19 protein-coding genes and 1 pseudogene are annotated in these 22,104 nt (G+C 69.5%); 7 read left to right on the top strand and 13 right to left on the bottom strand.

Annotation, left to right across the window (positions count from 1 at the left end):
- The first annotated feature begins 41 nt into the window (after positions 1-41).
- Positions 42-827 carry an iron-containing redox enzyme family protein gene (locus BLQ74_RS11050; RefSeq protein ID WP_090262617.1) on the top strand — a complete coding sequence of 262 codons (786 nt, stop codon included), beginning with the start codon at positions 42-44 and terminating at the stop codon, positions 825-827.
- 7 nt (positions 828-834) lie between these two features.
- Here the strand turns inward: BLQ74_RS11050 and BLQ74_RS11045 are convergent, their stop codons facing one another.
- From BLQ74_RS11045 to BLQ74_RS11035, 3 genes are all read right to left on the bottom strand, one after another.
- Positions 835-1,791: a quinone oxidoreductase family protein gene (locus BLQ74_RS11045; protein WP_090262616.1), complete on the bottom strand. Its 957-nt coding sequence runs from the start codon at positions 1,789-1,791 to the stop codon at positions 835-837.
- A 24-nt stretch (positions 1,792-1,815) separates the two neighbouring features.
- Entirely contained in the window at positions 1,816-1,989 is a 174-nt protein-coding gene (locus BLQ74_RS11040) for a DUF1427 family protein (protein WP_090262615.1), read from the bottom strand.
- A 194-nt stretch (positions 1,990-2,183) separates the two neighbouring features.
- Entirely contained in the window at positions 2,184-2,969 is a 786-nt protein-coding gene (locus BLQ74_RS11035; RefSeq protein WP_090262614.1) for an AraC family transcriptional regulator, read from the bottom strand.
- Positions 2,970-3,321: 352 nt separating this feature from the next.
- Here BLQ74_RS11035 and BLQ74_RS11030 point away from each other — a divergent pair, with 352 nt between their 5' ends.
- From BLQ74_RS11030 to arfB, 3 genes are all read left to right on the top strand, one after another.
- Positions 3,322-4,731, top strand: coding sequence for an amino acid permease (locus tag BLQ74_RS11030; protein WP_090262613.1), 1,410 nt, complete (start codon positions 3,322-3,324; stop codon positions 4,729-4,731).
- Between the two features lie 105 nt (positions 4,732-4,836).
- Positions 4,837-5,214, top strand: a complete 378-nt coding sequence (locus BLQ74_RS11025) for an MliC family protein (protein WP_090262898.1) — start codon at positions 4,837-4,839, stop codon at positions 5,212-5,214.
- A gap of 92 nt (positions 5,215-5,306) precedes the next feature.
- Positions 5,307-5,720 carry an alternative ribosome rescue aminoacyl-tRNA hydrolase ArfB gene (arfB, locus tag BLQ74_RS11020; RefSeq protein WP_090262612.1) on the top strand — a complete coding sequence of 138 codons (414 nt, stop codon included), beginning with the start codon at positions 5,307-5,309 and terminating at the stop codon, positions 5,718-5,720.
- A 37-nt stretch (positions 5,721-5,757) separates the two neighbouring features.
- On the opposite strand, the gene BLQ74_RS11015 is transcribed toward arfB, so the two are convergent.
- From BLQ74_RS11015 to BLQ74_RS11000, 4 genes are all read right to left on the bottom strand, one after another.
- Positions 5,758-7,110: an MFS transporter gene (locus BLQ74_RS11015; RefSeq protein WP_090262611.1), complete on the bottom strand. Its 1,353-nt coding sequence runs from the start codon at positions 7,108-7,110 to the stop codon at positions 5,758-5,760.
- A gap of 128 nt (positions 7,111-7,238) precedes the next feature.
- The gene (locus BLQ74_RS11010) at positions 7,239-7,556 is read right to left on the bottom strand and encodes an NIPSNAP family protein (RefSeq protein WP_090262610.1); all 318 of its coding nucleotides are present in this window, start codon (positions 7,554-7,556) and stop codon (positions 7,239-7,241) included.
- A complete protein-coding gene (locus BLQ74_RS11005) occupies positions 7,557-9,290 on the bottom strand; it encodes an FAD-dependent oxidoreductase (RefSeq protein ID WP_090262609.1) in 1,734 nt (577 codons plus the stop codon).
- A gap of 55 nt (positions 9,291-9,345) precedes the next feature.
- Positions 9,346-10,182, bottom strand: coding sequence for an SDR family NAD(P)-dependent oxidoreductase (locus BLQ74_RS11000; RefSeq protein WP_090262608.1), 837 nt, complete (start codon positions 10,180-10,182; stop codon positions 9,346-9,348).
- Between the two features lie 332 nt (positions 10,183-10,514).
- Between BLQ74_RS11000 and BLQ74_RS10995 the strand changes: the two genes are divergently transcribed.
- The gene (locus BLQ74_RS10995) at positions 10,515-11,402 is read left to right on the top strand and encodes a helix-turn-helix domain-containing protein (RefSeq protein WP_090262607.1); all 888 of its coding nucleotides are present in this window, start codon (positions 10,515-10,517) and stop codon (positions 11,400-11,402) included.
- A 27-nt stretch (positions 11,403-11,429) separates the two neighbouring features.
- Here BLQ74_RS10995 and BLQ74_RS10990 read toward each other — a convergent pair whose 3' ends face one another.
- From BLQ74_RS10990 to phhA, 4 genes are all read right to left on the bottom strand, one after another.
- A complete protein-coding gene (locus BLQ74_RS10990; RefSeq protein WP_090262606.1) occupies positions 11,430-12,323 on the bottom strand; it encodes a TauD/TfdA dioxygenase family protein in 894 nt (297 codons plus the stop codon).
- A gap of 161 nt (positions 12,324-12,484) precedes the next feature.
- Positions 12,485-13,681 (bottom strand): amino acid aminotransferase, encoded by a 1,197-nt coding sequence (locus tag BLQ74_RS10985; protein WP_090262605.1) that lies wholly within the window; start codon positions 13,679-13,681, stop codon positions 12,485-12,487.
- Positions 13,678-14,034 (bottom strand): 4a-hydroxytetrahydrobiopterin dehydratase, encoded by a 357-nt coding sequence (locus BLQ74_RS10980; RefSeq protein ID WP_090262604.1) that lies wholly within the window; start codon positions 14,032-14,034, stop codon positions 13,678-13,680. Before BLQ74_RS10980 ends, BLQ74_RS10985 begins: the two co-directional genes overlap by 4 nt.
- A gap of 82 nt (positions 14,035-14,116) precedes the next feature.
- Positions 14,117-14,905: a phenylalanine 4-monooxygenase gene (phhA, locus tag BLQ74_RS10975; RefSeq protein WP_090262603.1), complete on the bottom strand. Its 789-nt coding sequence runs from the start codon at positions 14,903-14,905 to the stop codon at positions 14,117-14,119.
- 259 nt (positions 14,906-15,164) lie between these two features.
- On the opposite strand from phhA, the gene BLQ74_RS10970 reads away from it, so the two are divergent.
- Positions 15,165-16,727 (top strand): sigma-54-dependent transcriptional regulator, encoded by a 1,563-nt coding sequence (locus BLQ74_RS10970; RefSeq protein WP_090262602.1) that lies wholly within the window; start codon positions 15,165-15,167, stop codon positions 16,725-16,727.
- Between the two features lie 117 nt (positions 16,728-16,844).
- Here the strand turns inward: BLQ74_RS10970 and BLQ74_RS10965 are convergent, their stop codons facing one another.
- Positions 16,845-17,216 carry a hypothetical protein gene (locus tag BLQ74_RS10965; RefSeq protein ID WP_090262601.1) on the bottom strand — a complete coding sequence of 124 codons (372 nt, stop codon included), beginning with the start codon at positions 17,214-17,216 and terminating at the stop codon, positions 16,845-16,847.
- A gap of 124 nt (positions 17,217-17,340) precedes the next feature.
- Between BLQ74_RS10965 and BLQ74_RS10960 the strand changes: the two are divergent.
- A pseudogene (locus BLQ74_RS10960) lies at positions 17,341-21,673 on the top strand (DEAD/DEAH box helicase); the annotation flags it as partial.
- A 30-nt stretch (positions 21,674-21,703) separates the two neighbouring features.
- Here the strand turns inward: BLQ74_RS10960 and BLQ74_RS10955 are convergent.
- The gene (locus BLQ74_RS10955) at positions 21,704-22,021 is read right to left on the bottom strand and encodes an Mpo1-like protein (protein ID WP_090262599.1); all 318 of its coding nucleotides are present in this window, start codon (positions 22,019-22,021) and stop codon (positions 21,704-21,706) included.
- Positions 22,022-22,104: the final 83 nt, after the last annotated feature.

Here is a 22,104-nt window from a genome sequence, read left to right as displayed (position 1 = left end):
GCTGTGGCGTTCGTCGTCTATGCACACAGGGATGCCTCCGCATGAGCGAAATCTTTCTTCGCAGTGGCCCGCTGAAGGAACTGAGCAGTTACCCGCAGTGGGCGCAGGAACTGGTGAAGGCTTGCGAGCCTGCTCGTCGCGCTGTCACCGAACATGAGTTGTACCGGCGCATGCGCGATGGCGAACTGTCCTTCGACACCCTGCGCACCTTCCTCATCGGCGGTTGGCCGGTGGTCGAGCAATTCCCCCTCTACATGTCGCAGAACCTGCTGAAGACCCGCTTTGGTCGCTCGCCGGGCGAGGACATGGCGCGGCGCTGGCTAATGCGCAACATCCGCGTCGAACTCAACCATGCCGACCACTGGCTGCGCTGGGCCGAGGCCTACGGTATCGGCATCGCCGACCTGCACGCGCAGAAGGTGCCGGTGGAGCTGCACGCCCTCGGGCACTGGAGCTGGCACACCAGCGCGTCGGACGACCTGGCGGTGTCCATGGCCGCCACCCACTACGCCATCGAGGGCGCCACGGGCGAATGGTCGGCACTGGTCTGCTCCAGCGACGCCTACGAGCACTCGCTGCCGGCGGAACAGCGCAAGGGCGCGATGCGCTGGCTGCGACTGCACGCGCGCTACGACGACGACCATCCCTGGGAAGCCCTGGAGATCATCTGCACCCTGTGCAGCCCGTCGCCGTCGGCCGAGCGCCAGGATCAGTTGCGCGATGCCATCTGCAAGAGCTATGGCTACATGCGCCTGTTCCTCGACCATTGCCTGGCCCTGGAGCCCGCCGGCGCGGTGCGACCCGCCAAGGTGCGGGTCGCCGGCTGAGCCCGCCTCAGGGAATCAGCACTATCTTGTCGCTGCTACCGGCGTTCACCTCGCGGTAGCACTGCGGCCCGGCGCTCAGCGGGACTTGGTTCAGCCCCTCGGGTAGCGGCAGACGCCCATCGTCGAACCATTGGCCGAACTGCGTGAGCATCCGCGCGCAGGCGACGCTGTCATACAGCAGCGAGTTGATACCCACCAGCGAGCCGCCACGGCGGTACAGGGCCAGGGCCGGCAGTTGTACCTGGCCATCCATCGGCGCGGCGATGATGGCGATGCGGCCGAAGCTGGCCAGGGCATTCACCGCCGCCGGCAGCCAGAAGCCGGTGGTGTCGAAGATCACCTCGGCGCCACCGGGAAACACCGCCTCGACCTGTCCTGCCAATGCCTCCGGCGTATCCAGCAGCAGGCTGGCGAAGCCCTGCGCCTGCAGGGCGCTGGCCTGTTCCGCACGCCGTACGCCAGCCAGCGGCTGTGCGCCGAGGGCCTTGGCCAGGGCCAGGGCGGCGGAGCCGACGGCACCGGCGCCGATCACCAACAGCCGGGTGCCAGCCTTGACCCCACTGCGCTCCAGGGCATCCCAGGCGGTGCTGAAGGGGACGCCGCAACTGGCCGCCTGGGCAAAGCCGAGGCTTTTCGGCATCAGCGCCACCCCCTTCGCCGGCAGGGTCAGCAGGCTGGCATGGCTACCGTCGCGGAAGAAACCGAGGTCCTTGCCGGTGCCCCAGACCGCCTGGCCGAGCAGCGCCTGCGGGCCTTCTACCACGACGCCGGCGAAGTCGCGGCCGGGCACCCGTGGCAGGGTGGTGTAGGGGAAGCGTCCGAGGACGTTTTTCACGTCGCTGGGATTGAGGCCGGCGGCGCGGACCTCCACCAGCACCTCGTCGGCGGCGGGCACGGGATCGGCCAGCTCGACCAGGCGCAGGGCGTCGAGATCGCCGGTACGCTCGAATTGCAGGGCTTGCATGGAGACACTCCTTCAGTGGCGGGGTCAGTGGAACCAGCGCAACAGCAGCTCGCGGCCGAACGGCAGCAGGCCTTCGCCGATCTGCATGCCGAGCAGGCCGACCAGGGCCACCAGGGGCGGCGCCGGGGAGCGGAAGTCGAGCAGGTGATAGAGCAGACCGACGACCAGCCCTATGGCCAATGAGAGCAGGTAGTTCATAGCGCCTCCGCGGCGTGGCTGGATGCAGGCAGTCTAGGGCCGCGCGCAGCCGGGCGTCGGTCAAGGGCTTCGGAATTTCGGACAGAGTGGTCGGCCAGCGCCGCCGGCGGCGGTCGCTTTGTCGGATGGCAGGTGCGCGGCGATTGCCATCGATGGGTATCGCTGTGCGCCACGCCTTCATGGGGGCGCCGCGCCTAGGCGGCGGGGGACGAATCCTCGGCCAGGTAAGCCGATGGCGACACCCCCAGCTCGCGACGGAACATCTCACTGAAGCTTCCCGGCTGGTAGCCCAACTCATGGGCGATGCGGCTCACCGGCTGGCCCTCGGCCAGCGCCGCCACCGCGGTGGCCAGTTGCACCTGGCGGCGCCAGGCGGCGAAGCCCATGCCCAGGCTGCGTTGGAACAGGCGGGCCACGGTGCGCACGCTGGCGCCGGCGTCGGCGGCGTGCCGCTCGAAGGGAATGGCGGCGCTGGGCTGCGCCATCACCGACTGGCACAGGGCGAGCAGACGGCGGTCTTCATGCCTTGGCAGGGGCACGCGCAGCAACTGGCTGCGCGCGCGACGCAGCTCCAGCACACAAAGGTTGGACAGGGCCGAGTAGTACTCGGCGTCGGGCTGCCGTTCCTGTTCCACCAGGCGCAGGATCAGCTCGCGCAACAGGGGATTCACCTCGAACACCTGGACCCGCTCGTCGAGGCTGCCGGCCAGGGTCGGACGCAGGTAGATGTTGCGCATCTGCAGTTCGCTGACCACGCGGATGCCGTGGGGCACGCCGGGCGGCAGCCAGACCGCCCGCTGCGGTGGCAACAGCAGCGCTTCCTGCGGGGTTTCCAGCCACATCAGCCCGGAGATGGCATAGAGCACCTGGCCCCAGTCGTGCTGGTGCGGCTCGATGTACAGCCCGCGCGGGTAGCTGCGCGCCAGGCCGCGCAGGGGTGCCTGGCTATCGCTGAGATCGGGCGGGGCGGCGCGGGCCATGGCAGCACCAGGGTTGGGGGGACGTTGCGCATGGTAGCCGCGCGCGCCTGGCGATGCATCTGCCCTGGAAGGCTGGCGCACCGGTCTGTAACGCAGGCTTTACGGCTGTACGCGGCGAATCCGCGCCGGCTCTGCCGTTGCTGCGAGCGTAACGGAAACTTTCCGCTTGGCGGCCCGTTGCCGGGTGGCCAGGCACGGCCGACGGGCTTGTCCGAGCCTCGGGCAACGGCTGTGATGGCGCCTGCTCCGCCCCGGCCGCTCGACCCGACGGCGGCGCCCACAGCCTTGCATGCCGCGCGGTCACGAGCCGCGCGGGCCCGATCCGTCACAGATAACAACAAAAGGTGACGCCATGTCGCGTGATACCCAGCACGCAGGCCAGCTCCAGCGCGGCCTGAAGAATCGCCATATCCAACTGATCGCCCTCGGCGGCGCCATCGGCACCGGCCTCTTCCTCGGTTCCGCCGGGGTGCTCAAATCGGCCGGCCCCTCGATGCTGCTCGGCTACGCCATCGCCGGCTTCATCGCCTTCCTGATCATGCGCCAGCTCGGCGAGATGATCGTCGAGGAGCCGGTGGCCGGCTCCTTCAGCCACTTTGCGCACAAGTACTGGGGCGGCTTCGCCGGCTTCCTCTCCGGCTGGAACTGCTGGGTGCTGTACATCCTGGTCGGCATGTCCGAGCTGACCGCGGTCGGCAAGTACATCCACTACTGGTGGCCGGACGTGCCGGCCTGGGCCAGCGCCGCGCTGTTCTTCGTGCTGGTCAACGCCATCAACCTGTTCAACGTGAAAGCCTTCGGCGAGGCGGAGTTCTGGTTCGCCATCATCAAGGTGGCCGCGATCCTCGGCATGATCGCCCTCGGCAGCTGGCTGCTGCTCAGCGGCCACGGCGGCGCGCAGGCGTCGGTGAGCAACCTGTGGAGCCACGGCGGCTTCTTCCCCAACGGCATCAAGGGGCTGGTGATGGCCATGGCGATCATCATGTTCTCCTTCGGTGGCCTGGAGATGCTCGGCTTTACCGCCGCCGAGGCCGACCAGCCGAAGACGGTGATCCCCAAGGCGATCAACCAGGTGATCTACCGCATCCTGCTGTTCTACGTCGGCGCCCTGGCCGTGCTGCTCTCGCTGACCCCCTGGGATAACTTGCTGCAGACCCTCGGCGCGTCCGGCGATGCCTACAGCGGCAGCCCCTTCGTGCAGATCTTCTCGATGATCGGCAGCGACACCGCCGCGCACGTTCTCAACTTCGTGGTGCTCACCGCGGCGCTGTCGGTCTACAACAGCGGCACCTACTGCAACGGGCGCATGCTGGTCGGGCTGGCCGAGCAGGGCGACGCGCCCCAGGCGCTGGCCAAGGTCGACGGCCGTGGCGTGCCGGTGCGCGCCCTGCTGGTGTCGGCGGCGGTGACTTTCCTCGCCGTGCTGGTCAACTACCTGATCCCGGCGCGCGCCCTGGAGCTGCTGATGTCGCTGGTGGTGGCGGCGCTGGTGATCAACTGGGCGATGATCAGCCTGGCCCACCTGAAATTCCGCGCGCAGCAGGAGCGGCGCGGCGTGCGCAGCGCCTTCCGCGCGCTCTGGTACCCGCTGGGCAACTGGCTGTGCCTGGGTTTCGTGGTCTTCATCCTGGGCGTCATGCTGCTCACCCCGGGCATCCAGGTCTCGGTCTATGCCATTCCGCTGTGGCTGCTGGCGATGTTCGCCTGCTATCGCCTGAAGCGTCCGTCGCTGGCGCACCGGGCCCTGGCCCTGGCCGAGTGAAGCGCAGGGTCCGGCCGCCGAGGTTGTTCGGCGGGCCGGGCCGTTTCCCCCGGCGGCGATCCTTGACTAGAGTGACAAGGCCACGTTTTCGTCAGAGGGATGTTCATGAACAAAGCCTATGTGCTGTTGCTGGCCGCCGTGCCGGTGCTGCTGGTCGCCTGCGGCGGCGGAGAAAAGAAAGCGCCGCCGGTGGATGCCCTGGTCCTGCCCGGCGACGCCAAGCTGGATTCGCGCAGTGTCGACTACAAGTGCGAGGACGGCCGCAAATTCAGCGTCCAGTACCTGAACAAGGGCGATAACCACCTGGCCGTGGTGCCGGTCAGCGACAGCGCCAGCCTGGTCTTCGCCAACGTCATCTCCGCCTCCGGCGCCAAGTACGCCGCCGGCCAGTACATCTGGTGGACCAAGGCCGACCAGGCCACCCTGTACAAGGACTGGAAGGGCGGCGAGCCGGCCGACGGCGTGGCCTGCAAGGAACGCTGAGACCTCAGCCGGCGGGCGCGCGCCGCAACCGCTGCGCGCGCTGCCGCCGCGCTCGCGATATCCTTGGGCTTCCCCCGCACGAAGCCACCGTCATGCTGAGCATTTCCAACAGCGTCGAGATTCCCGACAGCGAGATCGAACTGACCGCCATCCGCGCCCAGGGCGCCGGCGGGCAGAACGTCAACAAGGTCTCCAGCGCGGTGCACCTGCGCTTCGATATCCACCGCTCGTCGCTGCCGGCGTTCTACAAGGAGCGCCTGTTGGCCTTGCGTGACCAGCGCATCAGCGGCGATGGCGTGGTGGTGATCAAGGCCCAGCAGTACCGCACCCAGGAGCAGAACCGCGAGGATGCGCTGCAGCGCCTGGCCGAGCTGATCCGCAGCGTGGCCAAGGTGCAGAAGGCGCGCCGTCCGACGCGCCCGACGCTGGGCTCGAAGACGCGCCGGCTGGATGCCAAGAACAAGCGCGGCTCGATCAAGGCCGGGCGCGGCAAGGTGGACTTCTGAGCGAGGCGGCCAGCCGCCCCGCCCATGCGCCACGCGTTCAGCGGCTGACGGCGCCCAGGGCCTGCGGCCGGCGCTGCCGGGCGAGCCCCTTGGCGGCGATGACCAGGGCGCCGAGCAGGGCCGGCAGGGTCAGCGCGGCGAACATCTGCGGGAAGCTCCAGCCTAGGGCCATCATCTGCGCGCCGGCGAAGGCGCTGAGAATCGCGCCGAAGCGGCCGATGCCGCTCATCCAGCTGGCGCCGGTGGCTCGCGCCTGGGTCGGGTAGAAGCAGGTGGCCAGGGCATTCATGCCGACGCTGGTGCCGTTGAGGCCGAAACCGATCCCGCAGGCGAACACGCAGAGCAGCAGGAAATGCGTGGTGGCCTGGCCGATGCAGAAGATCAGCGCGGCGCTGCCGGCGAAGGCCAGCACCAGCACCTTGTAGGGGTTGAAACGGTCCATCGACCAACCGACGAACAGCGCGCCGGCCGGACCGCCGATCTGGAACAGCGCGGTGACCAGGGCCGCCTCGCCGACGCCATAGCCACCGCCTTCCTTCACCAGCATCGGCAGCCAGCTACTGAACAGGTAGACCAGGAACAGCGCGAGGAAGTAGCCGGCCCAGACCATCAGGGTGCCGAAGCGGTAGTGCGGCGACAGGATCAGCCCCACCGAGGTCTTCGCCGTGACCGGCGCCGACGGCAGGCAGAAATGCGATTGCGCCGAGCTGGCGCCGGGCGCGATGCGCTCGACGATCCGCCGGACCCGCGCGGCGGGCGCGCCCTGGGCGACCAGGAAACTGATCGACTCCGGCAGCAGCAGCCACAGCAGCGGCGCCACCAGCAGCGGCAGCGCGCCGCCGAAGAGCAACATGCTGTGCCAGCCGAACGCCGGGATCATCCAGGCGGACAGGAAGCCGCCGCCGGCGGCGCCTGCGGAAAAGCCGGCGAAGGCCACGGTGACCAGGAAGGAGCGCCGCTTGTCCGGGGCGAACTCGGAGACCAGGGTGCTGGCGTTGGGCATCGCCGCGCCCAGGCCGAGGCCGGTGAGCAGGCGCAGGATGACCATCTGCGTGACGTCGCTGGAGAAGGCCGTGGCCAGTGTCCAGAAACCGAAGAAGAACACGCTGCTGACCAGCACGATGCGGCGCCCGAAGCGATCGGCGAGCGGACCGGCGATCAGCGCGCCCGCCGCCAGGCCGACCAGCGCCGCGCTCAGCACCGGCCCCAGGGCCTGCGTGGAGAGGTTCCAGTCGGCTTTCAGTTGCGGGGCGATGAAGCCCATGATGGCGACGTCCAGGCCATCCAGGCCGATGATCAGGAAGCCGAGGAAGACCACCCAGAGCTGGTAGGCACCCAGCGGACGGTCGTTGATCAGTTGGCGTACGTCGATTGCTCGTTGTGTGTTCACAGTCTTCACCTCGTGTCGACGCGGGCCGTGGCGCCGCGTCGCTGTTGTTATTGTTCGGTGCTGCGGCCGTTGGCGGCGCAAGGGCAGGGGGGGCGGTTCCTCCGTGTGTTTTGTGTGCTGGCGCTCGCTCAGCGCAGGCTGGGCAGGTCGGCCGGGCGCAGGATGCGCGTTTCCTGGGCGATCACCAGGTGCGCCGAGGCTTGCAGGTACGCCGGGAAGTCGGGGTCGGCATCGCGCGCCGCCGAGCGTCTTTCGAAGTCATCCAGGCTCTGGTAGCCCCACAGGTGCAGCACCTGGTTGAGCGGACCGATGCTGCTGACGTAGAAGCCCAGCGGCTCGCCGAGATGGCGCCGCAGCACGGGCAGCGCCAGGCGGTCGAAGATCTCGAGGAACTCGGCCATGCCGCGCGGGCGGATGGTGTAGAGACGGTGGTCGATGACGTTCATTCAGGCGCTCCTGCGCGGGCTCAGGCGCTGCGCGGCCGGATAGGCGCCGGCCAGGTGGCGGCCGGTGATGTAGGCGAAGGTCATGATCGGCCCCAGGGTGATGCCGGCGCCGGGGTAATTGCCGCCCATCACGCTGGCGCGGTCGTTACCCACCGCATAGAGGCCGGGAATCGCCTGGCCGGCCTGGTCCAGCACTTCACCGACCAGGCTGGTGCGCAGGCCATCGAAGGTGCCGAGGTCGCCCATCAGCACCTTCACCGCATAGAACGGCCCTTTCGCCAGCGGCGCCACGCAGGGGTTCGGTGTGTGCTGCGGGTCGGCGAGGTAGCGGTTGAACGCCGTGCTGCCGCGGGCGAATTCAGGGTCTTCGCCGCGCACCGCACCGAGGTTGTAGCGCTGCACCGTGCGCTCCAGTCCCTGGGCGTCTATGCCGGCGTTGGCCGCCAGCTCGGCGAGGGTCCGTCCTTTGATCAGATAGCCGTTGCGCAGGTGCGGGCGCAGCGGCATGGGGGCCGGCTTCACATAGCCGAGGCCGTACTTGGACAGCGTCGCCTGGTCGCAGACCAGCCACATGGCGGTCTCCCGCTCGCCGGCACAGGCCTTGAGCATGGCGGCGCCGACATCGTGGTAGGAGTCGGATTCGTTGGTGAAGCGTTGCCCGTTGCGCAGCACCCCGATCACGCCGGGCTTGTAGCGATCCAGCAGGTGCGGGAAGACGCCGAAAGCGTTGCCCAGCGGCACCCGCGACACCGGCATCCAGGCCGCCGCCTGGGGATAGTCCAGTTGCAGCTGCGCGCCCAGCCGCTCGGCCTGGCGCACGCCGTCGCCGCTGTTCTCGACGGGCACCGGCGACAGGTGTTCGCCGCCGCGGCGCAGGTGCGGGTAGACCTCGGCCAGGCGTTGGCGGTCGTGGGAGAAGCCGCCGCAGGCCAGCACCACGTGCCTGGCCTCGATCCGCTGGCCGTCGCCGACCCGCGCGCCGCAGACCCGCCCATCCTCGCTCAGCAGCTCGCGCAGCGCCGTGCCGGTGAGGATCGGGATGCCCAGGTCCAGCGCCGATTTGGCCAGGCGCGCGGCGAGGGCGTTGCCGCTGGTGACCTGGATGCCGCGGCGATACAGCAGCAGCTCCTTGAGGTGGGTGGCCAGGCGCCGCGCCACGTAGAGGAACGAGGTCAGCGAGCGGGTGGCATTGAAGAAGTGCTTCAGATCGGCGTTCGACGAGTTGAACATCATGCCGATGAAGGTGATGGTCTTCAGCGGCGGGCGCAGGCGCGCCATGTCGGCCCCGAGGCGGCGGATATCGAAGGGCTTGGCCAGGATCGAGCGGCCGATCGCGACGCCGCCGGGCGCATCGGGGTGGTAGTCGGGGTACAGGGTGGGGACGAACTGCACCTCGGTTTCGCGGCGGAAGAACTCGACCATCTTCGGTCCTTCTTCGAGAAAGGCTCGCGCGGCGTCTTCGTCGAAGTGCGCGCCGGCCTCGTGGCGCAGGTACTGCAGCGCGCGTTCGTGGCTTTCCCGGGGGTCGCGCTGGCAAAGGTCATTGCCGGGAATCCACAGCACGCCGCCGGAAAACGCGGTGGTGCCGCCGAAGCGTTCGGCCTTCTCGACGACGATCACATGGAGGCCGTGTTTCTTCGCGGTGATCGCCGTGGCCAGGCCGCCGGCGCCGGCGCCGACCACCAGTAGGTCGCAGCGCAGCACGCCGCGTGGGTCTTGTTGGGTGTCGTTCATTGCAGCTCTCTCGCGCTGAAAAGTGGGCGGCGGATGGCCCGCCGGGCCGGGAGTCTCAGGCCTTGGCCAGCGGCGACTGGAAGCCGGGGCGCGGCACCAGGTCCATGAGCATCGAGCCGAAGCCGCCATCCACCGTCAGTTCGGCGCCGTTGACGTAGTCGGCGCGCGGGCTGGCGAGGAACAGCGCGGCGTTGGCGATGTCCTGCGGCTCGCCGATGCGGCGGTTGGCGGTCATCGCCGTGCGCGCCGCCTCGACCGCGGGGTCGGCGTAGAAGGCGGCGGACAGCGGCGTGCGGATCATTCCCGGGCAGATCACGTTGCTGCGTATCCCGCGCGGGCCCCACTCGGCGGCGAGCTGGCGCGAGAGCAGGCAGACCGCGCCCTTGGCCGCGCTGTAGGCGCCGCTCCAGGTCTGCGGGAACTGCGCGGCGATGGAGGCGATGTGCACCAGGCGCCCGGTGCGGCGGGCGAGCATGCCGCGGCCGAACGCCTGGGCGCACAGCAGGTAGCCGCTCAGGTTCACCGCCAGCAACTGGTTCCAGTGTTCCAGGCTGATTTCTTCGAGGGCGCCGGGGCGCAGCACGCTGGCGTTGTTGATCAGCACGTCGCAGGCGCCGAAGCGGCTTTCCATTGTCGCGGCGGCGGCGCGCACGCTGTCCGGCTCGGCGATGTCGCAGCCCAGGGCGAGCACTTCGCGGTCGAACTCGGCGGACAGCGCGTCGGCGAACTGGGCGCAGCCCGCCTGGTCGCGGTCGAGCAGAACCAGGCGAGCCTTCTGTTCGATCAGCCCGCGGGCGATGGCGCGGCCGATACCGCCGGCGGCGCCGGTGACCACGCAGACGGCATCGTCGAGTTGCAGCCAGGCGGTGGAGGGATTCTTGTTGTCGGTCATGAGGGAGTCTCAGCATCAGGCAAACGGAGCACGAAGTGCCGGCCGGACCACTTCGATGGCCTGAAGGATGCTCGCCAGGACGCCCGCGCAGAATGGACAAAACCCTCAAGCGGCTAGACATAAACGACAAAATGCAGCGCTTCGCCGGCCCCCCGGACAGGGGCGCAGGCCTTGCGCGGCGTGGCTTGCGCCCGTGCCTTCGGGCCGTCGTGGAGCGGTCAGCGGGTTTGACCGCGGCGGCCGGCGCGGTTAAGAAAGCGTCATGACGAGCCGTGCCGGGGCTGCCTGCCCCGACGCCCGGCCTCGACTGCTTTTTCAGCGTGGGAAAAATAATGAACAAGATCCCCAGCTATGCCTTGTATGGCGAGCAGGCTCAACCGGTGTGGCACCAGTCGCTGCATGTCGAGCCGATTTCCATCCGTTCCGGTGCCTATGACTGGGTGATCGACGCCCATCGCCATGACAGCCTGCTGCAGATCCTTTATGTGCAGAGCGGCGCGGGCGAGGTGGCGTTCGACAGCGAGCGGCTGACGGTCGAGGCGCCCTGCGTGATCCTCGTGCCGGCGCTGGTGGTGCACGGCTTCCGCTGGGCGGGCAAGGTGTCCGGCTGCGTGGTCACCGCCGAGCAGCATCCGCTGGAGTCGATCACCGGCATCCTCGCCCCGGCGCAATTGCCGCGCCTGCGCCAACCCCAGGTGATCGCGCTGCCGCGCTGGCGCCAGGCCGAGGACCCGCTGCGGCCGCTGTTCCGGGCGCTGCAGGCCGAGTACCACAACCGCGAGGAGGAACACGTCGCCAGCAGCATGGCCCTGTTGCTGGCGCTGGTGATCGCGGTGTTCCGCCTGGACGTGCCGGCGCCGCTGCCGTTGCCGCGCGGCGGCGGCCGTCGCGCGCAGCAGGTCAAGGCGTTCCGCGAGCTGGTGGACACGCACTTTCGCCAGCACTGGCCGCTCAAGCGCTATGCCGAGGCGCTCGGCGTCACCCTGGTGACCCTCGGGCGCTTGTGCCAGGAGCAACTGGGGATGACGCCGATGACGGTGATCAATGCCCGGCTGATTCTCGAAGCCAAGCGCCAGCTCGCGCATTCCAGCCTGAGCGTGAAGGAGATCGCCCACGACCTGGGCTTTGCCGACCTGGGCTATTTCAGCCGCTTCTTCCGCAAGCACACGCAGCTCAGCCCCAGCGCCTTCAAGAGCGCGCTGCAACTGCGCGTGGCCTGAGCCGCGGGCGTTCCGCCGCGAGCCGCCTCAGCGGCTCGGCACCTCGCCGACCACGGTGGTGCGGTACATCTCCCGGCGCATGCCGTGGTAGTCCGCCACCGGGTAGTGCCAGGTGCTGCGGTTGTCCCAGATCGCCAGGGTGCCCTGGGTCCAGCGCATGCGGCAGGTGAAGGCCGGCTGGGTGGCGATGCCGAACAGGTAGTCGAGCAGCGGTTGCGCTTCGGCCGGGCGCAGGCCCTTGATGCCGCTGGTGTAGGCGGGGTTGATGAAGAGCACCTTCTTGCCGGTTTCCGGATGGCGGGTCACCAGCGGGTGCGAGCGCACTTCGCCGTCGCTGTTGCCGTAGCGCACCGCCATGTTTTCCATCAGCTCGTTGTGCTTGGCTTCGGCGCCGTAGGCGCGCTCCGGGCTGTGGATGGCGTCGAGGGTCTCCAGCTGCGCGCGCAGCTTCGGCGACAGCCACTCGTAGGCCAGCGCCAGGTTGGCGTACAGGGTGTCGCCGCCGAAGGGCGGGATGTCGTGGCCGTAGAGCAGGGTGAAGGCCGGCGGGCGCTCCTGGAACGACCAGTCGCTGTGCCAGGCGCCGCCGAACACCACCGGGGTCTTTTCGTTGGCCTCCTTGAGCACCCGCACCACATGGGGATGGCCGGGCATGCCCTCGACATAGGGCTCGCGGCCGAACTCGCCGAAGCGCAGAGTCAGCGCCTCCATATCCTCGACGCCCAGCGACTGCCCGCGGATGAACAGCACCTTGTGCGCCAGCAGGGCCTGGCGCAGCTCGGCGAAGCCGTCGTCGCCAAGGCTTTTCAGGTTCACCCCGGTGACGTCCGCACCGATGGCGCCGGTCGCCGGCAGGATGCTGAAGTGACGGTACTCGGCGGCGCGGTTCTGGCTCGGCAAGGCGTAGAAGAACTCGAACATGGGGTGCCCTCTGCTTGGGGGATCGGCACAGCCAGAATGGTCGGCATCCGGCGATTGCGCCACTGCCCGCCGGCGCTCCCTGCGCCGCATCCACCGGCTGGCGGCCTTGCGCGTGGCAAAAAAAGACCGGCCAGTGGCCGGTCGAGCGAGGGGGATGGCGCTCAGGCGCAGACGCTGGCGATGGCCCTGGCCAGTTCGTCCAGGCGCTGGGCGTCGATGCCGGCCATGTTGGCGCGGCCGCTGCCGACCAGGTACACGCTGTGTTCGTCGCGCAGGCGGCGGACCTGCTCCGGGCTGAGTCCGGTGTAGGAGAACATGCCGCGCTGGATCGCCAGGTGCGCGAAGCGCTCGGCCAGGCCGTGCGGGCGCAGGGCGTCGACCAGGTCCAGGCGCAGGCCGGCGATGCGCGCGCGCATGGCGTCCAGTTCCTCCAGCCAGAGTGCTTTCAGCTCGGGGTCGCCGAGGATGGTCGCCACCACTTCGGCGCCATGCGCCGGCGGGGTGGACCACAGATTGCGCGCGAGGAACGCCAGTTGGCTGCGCACGTCGGCCAGTTTCGCCGCGCTGCCGGCGCAGACGATCAGCGCGCCGACGCGGTCGCGGTAGAGACCGAAGTTCTTCGAGCAGGAGCTGGTGATCAGCAGTTCCGGCAGGTTCTCGGCGAACAGCCGCACGGCGCGCGCGTCTTCCTCCAGGCCGTCGCCGAAGCCCTGGTAGGCGAAGTCGATCAGCGGCAGCAGCTCGCGCCGCTTGACCACTTCCAGCACGCGTAGCCAGTCGTTCCAGGCCAGGTCGAAGCCGGTCGGGTTGTGGCAGCAGGCGTGCAGCAGCACCACGTCGCCGTGGGGGATGTGCTGCAGGGCGGCGAGCATGGCCTCGACGTCCAGGTGGTTATCGGCGCCGACGTAGGGGTAGTACGCCACCTGCACCCCGGCGGCGGCGAAGAGGCTTTCGTGGATCGGCCAGGTCGGATCGCTCAGCCAGACGCCGCGCCCGGGCAGGCAGCGGGCGATGAAGTCCGCCGCCAGGCGCAGCGCACCGGTGCCGCCGGGCGTCTGGCTGGCGTCGGCGCGCTGGCTGCTGAGCAGGCGCGAGTCGCTGCCCAGCACCAGTTCGCAGAGGCGCGCGGCGAACAGCGCGTCGCCGTGGCCGCCGACGTAGCTCTTGGTGGTTTCGTGCTCGACCAGGTACTGCTCGGCGCGCTTCACCGTGCGCAGGATCGGCGTCAGGCCCTGGGCGTCCTTGTAGACTCCGACGCCCAGGTCCAGCTTGGCCGGGTTGGGATCGGCGCGGAAAGCGTCGAGCAGGCCGAGGATGGGGTCCCCGGGCACCCGTGGGACATGGGCGAAATGGCTCACTTGCGGCCCTCGGCGGTCTTGGCCAGCTCGTCGGTGCGCGCGGCCATGATGAAGTCGTTGCGGTGCAGGCCCTTCAGTTCGTGGCTCCACCAGGTCACGGTGACCTTGCCCCAGCGCGTGAGCAGGTCCGGGTGGTGGCCTTCTTCCTCGGCGAGGGCGCCCACCGCGTTGGTGAAGGCCAGGGCGTGGCGGAAGTTCTTGAAGAGGAACTCGCGCTCCAGCTCCATGTGGCCGTCGCGGACCTCGATGTTCCAGTCCGGGATCTGCTTGATCAGCACGGCCAATTCGTCGTCGGACACCTTCGGGGCATCGGCGCGGCAGGCTTCGCAATGGGCTTGGGTCAGGGCGGTCATGGGGTTCTCCTTGGAATGCATCGGGCAAGGCAAAGGTGGCCGACCGCGCGGGTCGTCCACCAAGGGTAGTCAGTGCAGCGGATCAGGCCGCTGCTTTCGGCGGAAACTTCGGTGCGTGCAGACCCAACTGCATGGCGCGGTGGACCAGCGCCATGATGTCCTGGTGGGCCAGCTCGAACAGGCGCTTGAGTTCCGGCAGGACGAAATAGACCGGCTGCAGGATGTCGATGCGATAGGGCGTGCGCATGGCCTCCAGCGGATCGAAGGGCAGGTGCTCGGGCGCGTCGGAGAGGCTGTAGACGGTTTCCTTCGGCGACGAGAGGATGCCGCCGCCATAGATGCGCCGGCCCTGCGGCGTGTCGAGCAGGCCGAATTCGATGGTCATCCAGTACAGCCGCGCCAGGTAGACGCGCTCTTCCTTGCTGGCGGCCAGGCCGAGCTTGCCGTAGGTGTGGGTGAACTCGGCGAACCAGGGGTTGGTCAGCAGCGGGCAGTGGCCGAAGATTTCGTGGAAGATGTCCGGTTCCTGCAGGTAATCCAGCTCTTCCTGCGTGCGGATGAAGGTGGCCACCGGGAATTGCTGGCTGGCGAGCAGCTCGAAGAAGGTCTGGAAGGGGATCAGCGCCGGGACGCGGGCGACGCGCCAGCCGGTGCTGGCCTGGAGCACGCGGTTGATTTCGTCGAGTTGCGGGATGCGCTCATGGGGCAGGCGCAGTTGCTCGATGCCGTCCAGGTATTCCTGGCAGGCGCGGCCCTCGATCACTTTCAATTGGCGGGTGATCAGGGTGTTCCACACCTGATGCTCGGATTCCGGGTAATCGATGAAACCCTTCTCGTCAGGTTGGCGGGCCACGTACTGCGTTGTCTTCATGGGTCCTCCGGCGTCGAGGCCTTGTTGTTGTGATGCCTCAGAAATAACCCGGCGGGCGCTGCCACGCAGCCAGGCAGCGGGCGGCGGCGAGGCGGGATGAGGCAGCTTTCCGTAAAGTTATCGTTACGAATGCCGTGGATTCGCATGCCGTCGGCTTGTCGATGCGGCATGCTGTCACATATTCTTGACGGAAATTTCCAGGCAACTGGGGAAAGTCCGCTGCCTGAAGCCCACTACAACCACAATGACGGGCCGCTCCATGCGCATCAAAGTGCACTGCCAGAACCGCGTCGGCATCCTTCGCGACATCCTCAACCTGCTGGTCGAGTACGGCATCAACGTCAACCGCGGCGAGGTCGGCGGCGAGCAGGGCAATGCCATCTACCTGCTCTGCCCGAACCTGATCAACCTGCAGTTCCAGTCGCTCAAACCCAAGCTGGAGGCGATCCCCGGCGTCTTCGGCGTCAAGCGCGTCGGCCTGATGCCCAGCGAGCGCCGCCACCTGGAGCTGAACGCGCTGCTGGCGGCGCTGGAATTCCCGGTGCTGTCCATCGACATGGCCGGGCAGATAGTCGCGGCCAACCGCGCCGCCGCGCAGTTGCTCGGCGTGCGCGTCGACGAGGTGCCGGGGATTCCCCTGGCGCGCTACGTCGAGGACCTCGACCTGCCCGAGCTGGTGCGCGCCAACAAGGCTCGCATCAACGGCCTGCGGGTGAAGGTCAAGGGCGATGTGTTCCTTGCCGACATCGCGCCGTTGCAGACCGAACACGACGAAAGCGAAGCGCTGGCCGGGGCGGTGCTGACCCTGCACCGCGCCGATCGCGTCGGCGAGCGCATCTACAACGTGCGCAAGCACGAGCTGCGCGGCTTCGACAGCATCTTCCAGAGTTCGCGGGTGATGGCCGCGGTGGTCCGCGAGGCCCGGCGCATGGCGCCGCTGGATGCGCCCTTGCTGATCGAGGGCGAAACCGGCACCGGCAAGGAGCTGCTGGCGCGCGCCTGCCACCTGGCCAGCCCGCGCGGGCAGTCGCCGTTCATGGCCTTGAACTGCGCCGGCCTACCGGAATCCATGGCCGAGACCGAGCTGTTCGGCTACGGCCCCGGCGCCTTCGAGGGCGCGCGCCCGGAAGGCAAGCTCGGCCTGCTCGAACTGACCGCCGGCGGTACCCTGTTCCTCGACGGCGTCGGCGAGATGAGCCCGCGCCTGCAGGCCAAGCTGTTGCGCTTCCTGCAGGACGGCTGCTTCCGCCGGGTCGGCAGCGACGAGGAGGTCTACCTCGATGTGCGGGTGATCTGCGCGACCCAGGTCGATCTTTCCGAACTCTGCGCCAAGGGCGAATTCCGCCAGGACCTCTACCATCGCCTCAACGTGCTCTCGCTGCACATTCCGCCGCTGCGCGAGTGCCTGGATGGCCTCGGCCCGTTGGTCGAGCACTTCCTCGACCAGGCCAGCCGGCAGATCGGCTGCGCGCTGCCGCTGCTTTCGCCGCAGGCCATGGAGCGCCTCGGCCGCTACCACTGGCCGGGCAACGTGCGGCAACTGGAGAACGTGCTGTTCCAGGCGGTGTCGTTGTGCGACGGCGGCACCATCAAGCCCGAGCACATCCGCCTGCCGGACTACGGCGCGCCGCACCCGCTGGGGGATTTCTCCCTCGACGGCGGCCTGGATGCCATCCTCGGGCGTTTCGAGAAGGCGGTGCTGGAACGGCTCTACCGCGAACACCCGAGCAGCCGCCTGCTGGGCAAGCGCCTGGGGGTGTCGCATACGACCATCGCCAACAAGTTGCGCCAGCATGGCCTGGGGCCGGGCGGCGAGTCGTAGCGCCGATGACCGCTCGCGGTGATACGCCGCTGCAGCACGCCCGTGCCCGGCTCTGCGGCCGAACTCGGGCGTCGGTTCATGGCGAGCGTCGAGCCGCTACCCGGCCGGACCACGGCGTTACCAGGTCTTCGCCCGATAGCCCTTCACGCAGGCGCGCACCTCGTCGTCGATCAGGTTGCCCGGTTTGATGCATTCGGCCAGCGCTCGTGGGCTGTCGCTGTAGCGGCCGGGGCTGGCCGGCGCGGCGTGCGCGGGTTGCTCCAGACCGAGGCGGCCGAGCAGGGCGTGCCAGCGCATCTGCACCCAGGCCTGGCCGTTGGGGGCGTGCCACAGTGCCCAGGCGCCGCTGGCCAGGGCCCCCAGCAGAATCAGCCAGAGCAACGGCGCCAGCAGGCGGCGCCAGCGTGGCGGGCGGCGCTCCGGTGGTTCGCCGTGCTGGCCCGGATTGTTGATGTTCTGCCAGTACCAGTCGCGGTCTTTCAGGCTCATCGGGATCGGTCCGCGGACGAAGAAGTGCGCGCAGCTTAGCCGCTGTCGCCGCGCGCCGCGAGGTGCGATCGGCGGCCCTTGAGGCAGGCTTCTCGCGCCAGCATAGTGTCGGCATGAACCGACCCGTCACGCCGACCCGGCCACGCGACCCGCTGGCGGATTTCCATCCCGCCGTCGCGGCCTGGTTCCGTCGCCATTTCCGCGCGCCGACCCCGGCCCAGGTCCAGGCCTGGCCGTCGATCCGCGCCGGCCGATCGACCCTGGTGGCGGCGCCCACCGGCTCGGGCAAGACGCTCACCGCCTTTCTGTCGGCCATCGACGGGCTGGTCCGCGAGGGCCTGGACCACGCTGGCGAGCTGCCCGACCGCACCAGCGTGGTCTACGTCTCGCCGCTGAAGGCGCTGTCCAACGATATCCGCATCAACCTGGAGGAGCCGCTGGCCGGCATCCGCGAGGAACTGCGGCGCGCGGGGCTGCCGGCGGTGGATATCCGCACGGCGGTGCGCACCGGCGACACCAGTCAGGGTGAGCGCGAGGCCATGCGCCGCCGGCCGCCGCACCTGCTGGTGACCACCCCGGAATCGCTCTATGTGCTGCTCGGCTCGGATTCCGGGCGGGCCATGCTGGCCGGCGCGCGCAGCGTCATCGTCGACGAGATCCACGCCCTCGCCGGGAGCAAGCGCGGCAGCCACCTGGCGTTGTCGCTGGAGCGCCTGCAGGCGCTGTGCGCCGAGCCGCTGGTGCGCATCGGCCTGTCCGCCACGCAGAAGCCCATCGAAGCGGTGGCGGCCTTCCTCGTTGGCCACGGCGCGGCGGGCGCGACGGGCTGCGACATCGTCGATATCGGCTACAGCCGCGCGCGCGACCTGGCCATCGAGGTGCCGCCGGCGCCGCTGGAGGCGGTGATGTCCCACGAGGTCTGGGACAGCGTCTACGACCGCCTGGCCGCGCTCGCCGAGGCCCACCGCACCACCCTGGTATTCGTCAACACTCGGCGCCTGGCCGAACGCATCACCCGCCATCTCGGCGAGCGCCTGGGCATCGAGCGGGTCGCCGCGCACCACGGCAGCCTGTCCAAGGAGCAACGCCTGGGCGCCGAGCAACGGCTCAAGGCCGGCCGGCTGAAGGTGCTGGTGGCCACCGCGTCGCTGGAGCTGGGCATCGATATCGGCGAGGTCGAACTGGTCTGCCAGATCGCCTCGCCGCGCTCCATCGCCGCCTTCCTGCAACGCGTCGGACGTTCCGGGCACAGCGTCGGCGGCACGCCCAAGGGGCGTCTGTTTCCGACCTCGCGGGACGAGCTGGTCGAATGCGTGGCGCTGCTCGATAGCGTGCGCCGTGGCGAACTGGACGCCCTGGTGATACCGCGCGCGCCACTGGACGTGCTGGCCCAGCAGATCGTCGCCGAAGTGGCCTGCCGCGAGTGGCACGAGGAGGCGCTGTTCCAGTTGTTCAGCGCCGCCCAACCCTATGCCGAGCTGCCGCGCGAGCGCTTCGAGGCGGTGCTGCGCATGCTCGCCGAGGGCTACGCCAGCCGTAACGGGCAGCGCGCGGCCTACCTGCACCGCGACGGCATCCACCACCTGCTGCGCGGACGCCGTGGCGCGCGGCTGACCGCCGTGACCTCGGGCGGCACCATCCCTGACGCGGGCGACTACAGCGTGCTGCTGGAGCCGCAGGGGTTGACGGTCGGCACGGTGAACGAGGACTTCGCCGTGGAAAGCCTGGCCGGCGATGTCTTCCAACTGGGCAATGTGTCCTATCGCATCCTCCGCATCGAACCGGGCAAGGTGCGGGTCGAGGATGCCCAGGGCCAGCCGCCGAACATTCCCTTCTGGCTCGGCGAGGCGCCGGGGCGCAGCGACGAGCTGTCGGCCAGCGTGTCGCGCCTGCGCGAGCGCCTGGACGCGCTGCTCGCCGAGGGGCAGGGCGGCGCCGAGCCGCTGGCGCCGGCCATCGCCTGGCTGAACGCGGCGCTCGGCGTGGACGAGGCCGCGGCGCGCCAGATGGTCGAGTACCTGGCCCGCGCGCGCAACGCCCTGGGCGTGTTGCCGAGCCAGTCGGCGCTGGTGCTGGAGCGCTTCTTCGACGAGTCCGGCGGCATGCAGTTGGTCATCCATTCGCCCTATGGCAGCCGGGTCAACCGCGCCTGGGGCCTGGCTTTGCGCAAGCGTTTCTGCCGCACCTTCAACTTCGAGCTGCAGGCGGCGGCCACCGAGGACGCGATCATTCTCTCGCTGTCCACCAGCCACAGCTTCCCGCTGGACGAGGTCTGGCGTTACCTGAATGCGAAGAACGCCGAACAGGTGCTGCTGCAGGCCCTGCTCGACGCGCCCTTGTTCGGCGTGCGCTGGCGCTGGAACGCCACCACCGCGCTGGCCCTGCCGCGCTTCCGCGGTGGCCGAAAGGTGGCGCCGCAACTGCAGCGCATGCGCAGCGAGGACTTGTTGGCCGCGGTGTTCCCCGACCAGGTGGCGTGCCTGGAGAACATCGTCGGCGAGCGGCAGATTCCCGATCACCCGCTGGTCGCCCAGACCCTCGATGACTGCCTGCACCAGGCCATGGACTGCGACGCCTGGCTGGCCCTGCTGCGGCGCATGGAGAACGGCGCGGTGCGCCTCTATGCGCGCGACCTGCCGGCGCCCTCGGCGCTGGCGGCGGAAGTGCTCAGCGCCGCGCCCTATGCCTTCCTCGACGACGCGCCGCTGGAAGAGCGGCGGACCCAAGCCGTGCAGAGCCGGCGCTGGAGCGACCCGGAATGCGCCGACGACCTCGGCGCCCTCGACCCCGAGGCGATCGCCGCGGTGCGCGCCGAGGCCTGGCCGGAAGCGCGCGATGCCGACGAGATGCACGAGGCGCTGAGCGGCCTGGGTTGCATCCGCCTCGACGAAGCCGCCGCCAACCTCGGCTGGGAGTTGCTGCTCGGGCGCCTGGCCAAGGCCGGCCGCGCCACCCGTCTGCGCACCGCCGCGGTCGAGCTGTGGGTGGCCGCCGAGCGCCTCGCTCAACTGCTGGCGATCTATCCCCAGGCCCGACCGACGCCGGCGCTGCAACTGCCCGCGACGCTCGGCGACGGCTGGTCGGCGGAAGACGCGCTGCTCGAACTGCTGCGCGCCCGCCTGACCGGCTTCGGCCCGCGCAGCCAGGCACAACTGGCCGACGACCTGGGCCTGGACGCGGCGGCCATCGCCTTCGCCCTGGCTGGCCTGGAGCGCGAGGGCTACGTCCTGCGCGGCCGCTTCAGCCCCGGTGCCAGTGAGGACGAATGGTGCGAGCGCCACCTGCTGGCGCGCATCCACCGCTACACGGTGCGTCGCCTGCGCCGTGAGATCGAGCCGGTGGAGCGCGCCGACTACCTGCGTTTTCTCTTCGACTGGCAGCGCGTCGCCGCGGGCGCGCGGGTGCGCGGCGCCGAGGCGCTGGCCGGGGTGCTGAGCCAACTGGAAGGCTTCCAGGCCGCCGCCGGCGCCTGGGAGAGCGACATCCTGCCGGCGCGGGTCGCCGATTACACGAGCCACTGGCTGGACGATCTCTGTCGCGCCGGCCGCCTGGTCTGGGCGCGCCTGCCGGGGCGTGGCGCCACGCGCGGGCGCAGTGGCGGCGGGCCGTTGCGCAGCAGCCCCATTGTCCTAGTGCCGCGCCGGCAGTTTTCCCTGTGGAGTACGCTGGGCGCCGATAGCGGCGATGCACAGCCGTCGTCCAAGGCGCAGAAGGTGCTGGCGGCGCTGACCGAGCAGGGCGCGCTGTTCTTCGACGAGTTGCTGGGCGACACCCGCCTGCTGCGCAGCGAGCTGGAAGGCGCGCTGGGCGAGCTGGTGGCGCTGGGCCGGGTCAACGCCGACAGCTTCGCCGGCCTGCGCGCCCTGCTGCTGCCGGCGGCCAAGCGCAGCCGGCATGACCGGCGCGCGCGCACCCCGCTATTCGGCATGGCCGACGCCGGACGCTGGGCGTTGCTGCGGCGGCCCACGGCAATGGCCGAGAAGGGGCGCCCGGCGCGGCTGGCGCCGGACGTGCTGGAGCATGTCGCGCTGACCCTGCTGCGGCGCTACGGCGTGGTCTGCTGGCGGGTACTGGCGCGCGAGGCCGACTGGTTGCCGCCGTGGCGCGAGCTGTTGCGCATCTACCATCGCCTGGAGGCGCGCGGGGAAATCCGTGGCGGCCGTTTCGTCGCCGGCCTCACCGGCGAGCAGTTCGCCCTGCCGGAGGCGGTCGGCCTGCTGCGCGAGGTGCGCAAGCGCGACAAGGACGGCGAGTGGCTGGTGCTCTCGGCGGTCGATCCGCTCAACCTCTCCGGCAGCCTGTTGCCGGGCAACAAAGTCCCGGCACTGGCCGGCAATCGCGTGCTCTACCGCGACGGCGTGGCCAGCGGCGCGCTCATCGCCGGCAAGGCGGAACTCTGGGTCGAGCTGGCGGCGGAAGACGCGGCCAGGGCGCGGGAACTGCTGATCCGCCGCTAGCGGCGGGGCGCTTGCGCTACCCCGCGGGATTCAGAAGCGAATCCGCCCGGTGAAGGCATCCTTGAGCATCACCCAGTCGCCGATGAACGACCACAGCGGGTACTTGAAGGTGGCCGGGCGGTTCTTTTCGAAGACGAAGTGCCCGACCCAGGCGAAACCGTAGCCGGCGAAGGGCAGGGCCAGCAGCCAGGCCAGTTGCCCGCTGAGCAGGGCATAGGCGAGGATCGCCAGCACCAGCAGGCTGCCGGCGTAATGCAGGCGGCGGCAGGTCGAGTTGCTGTGTTCCTGCAGGTAGAAGGGATAGAACTCGGCGAAACTGTGGAAACGCTCGGCGGTCTGGGTGCTCATGGCGCACCTCCTGTCATTGTGAGGGGCCCAGTGTAGGCTCCGGGCCGGCCGCTTGCAGATGACATACACAGCCAGTTTAGTAT

This window comes from Pseudomonas panipatensis, assembly GCF_900099785.1.
Classification (GTDB): Bacteria; Pseudomonadota; Gammaproteobacteria; order Pseudomonadales; family Pseudomonadaceae; genus Pseudomonas; species Pseudomonas panipatensis.
Note: the sequence above shows the minus strand (reverse complement) of the source record. Positions and strands in the feature narration are given on the sequence as shown.

Coding starts and splice junctions, on each gene's coding strand:
- BLQ74_RS11050 (WP_090262617.1), top strand. CDS start 42: ATGAGCGAAATCTTTCTTCGCAGTGGCCCGCTGAAGGAACTGAGCAGT.
- BLQ74_RS11045 (WP_090262616.1), bottom strand. CDS start 1,791: ATGCAAGCCCTGCAATTCGAGCGTACCGGCGATCTCGACGCCCTGCGC.
- BLQ74_RS11040 (WP_090262615.1), bottom strand. CDS start 1,989: ATGAACTACCTGCTCTCATTGGCCATAGGGCTGGTCGTCGGTCTGCTC.
- BLQ74_RS11035 (WP_090262614.1), bottom strand. CDS start 2,969: ATGGCCCGCGCCGCCCCGCCCGATCTCAGCGATAGCCAGGCACCCCTG.
- BLQ74_RS11030 (WP_090262613.1), top strand. CDS start 3,322: ATGTCGCGTGATACCCAGCACGCAGGCCAGCTCCAGCGCGGCCTGAAG.
- BLQ74_RS11025 (WP_090262898.1), top strand. CDS start 4,837: ATGAACAAAGCCTATGTGCTGTTGCTGGCCGCCGTGCCGGTGCTGCTG.
- arfB (WP_090262612.1), top strand. CDS start 5,307: ATGCTGAGCATTTCCAACAGCGTCGAGATTCCCGACAGCGAGATCGAA.
- BLQ74_RS11010 (WP_090262610.1), bottom strand. CDS start 7,556: ATGAACGTCATCGACCACCGTCTCTACACCATCCGCCCGCGCGGCATG.
- BLQ74_RS11005 (WP_090262609.1), bottom strand. CDS start 9,290: ATGAACGACACCCAACAAGACCCACGCGGCGTGCTGCGCTGCGACCTA.
- BLQ74_RS11000 (WP_090262608.1), bottom strand. CDS start 10,182: ATGACCGACAACAAGAATCCCTCCACCGCCTGGCTGCAACTCGACGAT.
- BLQ74_RS10995 (WP_090262607.1), top strand. CDS start 10,515: ATGAACAAGATCCCCAGCTATGCCTTGTATGGCGAGCAGGCTCAACCG.
- BLQ74_RS10990 (WP_090262606.1), bottom strand. CDS start 12,323: ATGTTCGAGTTCTTCTACGCCTTGCCGAGCCAGAACCGCGCCGCCGAG.
- BLQ74_RS10980 (WP_090262604.1), bottom strand. CDS start 14,034: ATGACCGCCCTGACCCAAGCCCATTGCGAAGCCTGCCGCGCCGATGCC.
- phhA (WP_090262603.1), bottom strand. CDS start 14,905: ATGAAGACAACGCAGTACGTGGCCCGCCAACCTGACGAGAAGGGTTTC.
- BLQ74_RS10970 (WP_090262602.1), top strand. CDS start 15,165: ATGCGCATCAAAGTGCACTGCCAGAACCGCGTCGGCATCCTTCGCGAC.
- BLQ74_RS10965 (WP_090262601.1), bottom strand. CDS start 17,216: ATGAGCCTGAAAGACCGCGACTGGTACTGGCAGAACATCAACAATCCG.
- BLQ74_RS10955 (WP_090262599.1), bottom strand. CDS start 22,021: ATGAGCACCCAGACCGCCGAGCGTTTCCACAGTTTCGCCGAGTTCTAT.